The sequence below is a fragment of the Saccharomonospora iraqiensis subsp. iraqiensis genome (assembly GCF_000430445.1).
In the GTDB taxonomy this organism is placed as follows: domain Bacteria; phylum Actinomycetota; class Actinomycetes; order Mycobacteriales; family Pseudonocardiaceae; genus Saccharomonospora; species Saccharomonospora iraqiensis.
Window position 1 is genome coordinate 23016 of the sequence record NZ_KE387092.1, and the last position, 3856, is coordinate 26871.

Here is a 3856-nt window from a genome sequence, read left to right on the forward strand (position 1 = left end):
GGGCGCGCGCCGCGGAGGACGTGCCGATCGGGGCGGTTGTGCTCGCCCCCGACGGCACCGTGTTGGCCGGGGCGCACAACGCCCGGGAGGAGCTGGGCGACCCCACCGCCCACGCGGAGATCCTGGCGCTGCGGGAGGCGGCGCGGGCGCACGGTGACGGGTGGCGGTTGTCCGGCTGCACCCTCGCGGTCACCGTGGAGCCGTGCACGATGTGCGCGGGCGCGCTCGTGCTCGCGCGGGTGTCCCGGGTGGTGTTCGGGGCGTGGGAACCGCGCACCGGCGCGGTCGGTTCGCTGTGGGACGTGGTCCGCGACCGCAGGCTCAACCATCGCCCCGAGGTGCTCGGCGGGGTGCTCGCCGACGAGTGCGCGGCACTGCTGGACGACTTCTTCGCCGGTCGGCGGGACGACCCCGGTGCCGGTCAGTGGGGTGCGGACGACCTCACCGGGCCGGGGGTGCCCCCCTCGTCGGATCGGTGAGAACCCTCCAGTACAGTATTCAGCGGTAGCGTGTCCGAGCGGCCTAAGGAGCGCGACTCGAAATCGCGTGAGGGTAACACCTCCGTGGGTTCGAATCCCACCGCTACCGCCACGGCACGGCGCCGGGTCCGCGGGTGAGTCCGCGGACCCGGCGCCGTTTCGCTGTGTGGTCGGTTTCGCTGTGTGCCCGGGTTCGGCTGTGCGCCCCGGTCCTCCGTCCGGTCGGGGGTCAGGCGGCCGACCCGGTCCCCGGTGCCGGGTCGAACACCCGCTCGCGGGTCAGCCACTCGTCGATGCGCCGCATCGTGACGTGCAGCCGGTTGCCCATCAGCACCATGTGGTCCGCCCCGGGAATCTCGACGTAGCTGCCGCGCCGGTACCGCCGGGCCGTGGCGCGCGGGATCCGCGGCGAGATCATCCGGTCCCGTTCGCCACCGATCGCCAGCACCGGCCCGGTGACCGCGTCGAAGTCCACGGTGGCGGCCCTGCGCGGGTCGAGGAACGGGAAGGCCATCTCGCAGTAGGCCCGGCCCGACTCGCAGACCAGGTCCGAGTACATCCCGCGGACGTAGTCCTCGTCCTGGGTGTGCGCCGCCCCCCAGCGCAGCCGGTGCCAGGTGGGATACAGCGGCTTGTCCCAGGGGCGCGGCTGGAGGTAGTGGCTGCCGAACAGCCGGACGGTGTTCGGGTACATCCCGAACACGCCCGCCGCCGGGGCCGGGCACGCGGCCACGACGCCCGCGTGCGGGACCCGCGCCGCCACGAGCTGGGCGAGCAGTCCGCCCATCGACAGCCCCACCAGCAGCGGCGGCCGGTCCAGCGACCGCGCGAGTTCGGCGAGGTCGTCGGTGTAGTCCGTCAGGCTCACCGAGGCCATTCGCAGCGACCCCTCCAGCAGCGGGAGGTCGTGGTGGCGCAGGCTCGGCGTGTGCACGGTGAAGCCGCGCTGTTCGAACGCCTGCCGCGCTTCGGTCCAGTGGGACCCGCGCATCCAGGTCCCGTGGACGAGGATGACGTGTTCGCTCGCGATCATGTGTCGCAAACTACCCGACCCCGCGGTACGGTCCGCCGCGTGGCGTGGCCCCCCGGACGCCGCGGACGGCAAGTCCCCTGATCGGGCGGCGGACTTCACGCGGCCGGGTGCCGTCTTGACACGAACGGCGTGTCCCGGGAAACAATCCCGGAAAGGCGGTCGACAGTGCCGGTATGAGGTCCCCTGGGAACCGTACTGTCGTCCGTCTCCTCGCCGTCACCCTCGCCGGACTGGTGGCGGCGAGCCTGTCCGTCGTCGCCTCCGCGCACTCCGGCCCGGACCCGGACCCCGGGGCCGGACCTCCCGACCGGTCGGCGTCCGGCTCCGCGGCTCCCGAACTGCCGTCGGGGTTCACCCTGCGGACGCTGCCCGCGGCACAGTCCCCGGGCAAGCTCACCGACTTCGCGTACCTGCCGGACGGTGGCGTGCTCACCACCGGCAAGGAGGGCACCGTCTCCTGGGTGTCGGCCGACGGCGAGCGCAGCCGCACGCTGCGCGACCTGCCCGTCGTCGGTGTCCAGGACATGGGGCTGCTCGGCCTCGCCGCGGCCGCCGACTACGGGACCACCCGGCACGTCTACCTGGCCCGGTCGGTGCCCACCGGCGGCGGGTCCTTCGACCTCACCCTGGCGCGCTGGCGCGTGACCGGCGCGGACGAGCCGACCGGGCTGACCGGCGAGACCGAACTGCTCCGCATCCCCGGTGACGCGGTCGTGCACGGGATCACCGGCCTCGTGCCGGACCCCGACGGCACGCTGTGGGTCTCGGTGGGCGACGTGGCCGACTACACCGAGGTGGACCCGCTGGCCCTGCGGGCCAAGGACCCGTCGGTGGTGCAGGGCAAGATCCTGCATCTGGACGCGGACGGCCGGGGCGTCCCGGACAACCCGTTCTACGACCCGGCCGCCCCCGACTCCGCCCGCAGCAAGGTCTTCGCGGGGGGTTTCCGCAGCCCGTTCCGCCTCTCCCTGGACCCACGCACCGGCCTGCCGCTCGTGGGCGACGTCGGCTGGAACACCTGGGAGGAGATCAACCTGGTGCGTCCGGGCCGGACCTACGGCTGGCCGTGCTGGGAGGGCACCGCCCGCACCCCCGGCTACCGGGAGCTGCCCGGCTGCGCGGACGCGGACAACACCGAGCCGTTGGTGAGCCTGCGGCACGGGGAGGGTGCGGACAACGCCAACAGCGTCACCGGCGGCGTGGTCTACACCGGCACGAGCTATCCGGAGCGGTACCGGGGTGCGTACTTCTTCGGCGACTACGCCCACGGGAAACTGTGGACGCTGCGCTACGACGACCAGGGCAGGCTGTCCCGCGGCCCGGAGAGCCCGCCGCTGGGCACCGACATCGGCAGGCCGGTCAGCTTCGGCACCGCGGCGAACGGCGACATCGTCTACGCCGACATCGGCTCCGGCACGCTCAAACGGCTCACGTACGTCGGCGGCAACCGTGCCCCGAGCGCACACGCCGACGTCGACACCGACCCGGACAGCCGCACGGTGACCTTCGACGCCTCCGATTCCACCGACCACGACGGCGACCTGCTGATCTACGAGTGGGAGTTCGGGGACGGGGAGACCGCCTCCGGGGTGCGGGCGCGTCACACCTACGCCGAGGGGATCGACTCCGCCACCGCCACGCTCACCGTCACCGACCCCGCGGGAGCCGTGGACCGCGCGGAGATCACCGTCGTGCCGGGCAACCACACCCCCCGGATCGAGGCGGACGTCCGCGAGGACGCGAACTACGCGGTCGGGGACCCGGTGCGGGTCTCGGCACGGGCCACCGACGCCGAGGACGGACGGCTGCCGCTGCACTGGGAGGCCACGGTGGTGCACTGCCCCGAGGACGCCACCTGCCACGCGCACCCCACCGGCTCCGGGGACGGGCGGTCCTTCTCGATCCCGTTCACCGACCACCCCGACTCGCACATGGAGCTCACCGCCACCGCCACCGACGGGGCGGGGGTGACCACGACCTACACGTACGTGGCCCAGCCGAGGGAGCACCGGCTGACCCTGACCGGCAACGTGCCCGCGGCCCTGGAGATCGCCAGCGAGGGGGACGGGGACGATGCCGGAGGGACGACCAGCTCGGCGTGGGTCACCGAGGGCGCCACGGTCAGCGTGGCCGCGGCCCGGACCGCGACGGACGGCGAGTCCACCTTCCACCACTGGGAGGAGGACGGCGACACCGACCGCGTCCGGACGTTCACCATGCCCGACGACGACCTCACGTTGACCGCGCACTACCTCGCCCCGGGCGAGGATCCGCCCGCGGCGTCGACCGACACCGCGTCGACCGGCACCGCGTCGGCGGCCGACGGGCCGCTCGACGGGCTGAT

General features: G+C 73.6%; 3 protein-coding genes and 1 tRNA gene. 3 read left to right on the forward strand and 1 reads right to left on the reverse strand.

Annotated features, from left to right (window positions below; all coding sequences use genetic code 11):
• Both ACTIR_RS23170 and ACTIR_RS0113015 read left to right on the forward strand, forming a co-directional pair.
• On the forward strand, positions 1 to 479 hold a 479-nt coding region (locus ACTIR_RS23170; RefSeq protein WP_084789486.1), incomplete at its 5' end, for a nucleoside deaminase.
• 24 nt (positions 480 to 503) lie between these two features.
• Positions 504 to 591 (forward strand) — tRNA-Ser (locus ACTIR_RS0113015).
• A 117-nt stretch (positions 592 to 708) separates the two neighbouring features.
• Here the strand turns inward: ACTIR_RS0113015 and ACTIR_RS0113020 are convergent.
• A complete protein-coding gene (locus ACTIR_RS0113020) occupies positions 709 to 1512 on the reverse strand; it encodes an alpha/beta hydrolase (RefSeq protein WP_026454616.1) in 804 nt (267 codons plus the stop codon).
• Positions 1513 to 1685: 173 nt separating this feature from the next.
• On the opposite strand from ACTIR_RS0113020, the gene ACTIR_RS23175 reads away from it, so the two are divergent.
• Positions 1686 to 3856: PQQ-dependent sugar dehydrogenase (locus ACTIR_RS23175; RefSeq protein ID WP_084789488.1), on the forward strand; the 2171-nt coding region annotated here is incomplete at its 3' end.

Excerpts from the sequence above, each read along its gene's own strand:
- ACTIR_RS0113020 (WP_026454616.1), bottom strand. The coding sequence starts at position 1,512 with ATGATCGCGAGCGAACACGTCATCCTCGTCCACGGGACCTGGATGCGC.